Genomic DNA, 530 nt, shown 5'->3' with positions numbered 1-530 from the left:
GCAAGGAGCCGATGAAGGACGTGGGAGGCTGCGATATGCCTCGGGGAGCTGTCAACCGAGCTGTGATCCGAGGATTTCCGAATGGGGAAACCCAGCACCAGTCATGTGGTGTTACCCGCCGTTGAATATATAGACGGTGTGGAGGGAACGAGGGGAAGTGAAACATCTCAGTACCCTCAGGAAGAGAAAACAATAGTGATTCCGTGAGTAGTGGCGAGCGAAAGCGGATGAGGCTAAACCATGCACATGTGATACCGGGTAGGGGTTGTGTGTGTGGTGTTGTGGGGTTCATCTTTCCAGTTCTACCTGGCTGGACAGCAGTGAGAAAACATCATGTTAGGTGAAGTGGCCTGGAATGGTCTGCCGGAGAGGGTGAGAGTCCTGTAACCGAAAACGTGGTGTCTGTTGTGATGGATTCCCGAGTAGCAGCGAGCCCGTGGAATTTGCTGTGAATCTGCCGGGACCACCCGGTAAGCCTGAATACTACCTTGCGACCGATAGCGGACAAGTACCGTGAGGGAAAGGTGAAA

General features: G+C 53.6%; 1 rRNA gene. It reads left to right on the top strand.

The features are described 5' to 3' along the window. A 23S ribosomal RNA gene (locus ACYVHG_RS15770) occupies positions 1-530 on the top strand; the annotation flags it as partial.

Source organism: Tsukamurella serpentis (assembly GCF_054780975.1).
Note: the sequence above shows the minus strand (reverse complement) of the source record. Positions and strands in the feature narration are given on the sequence as shown.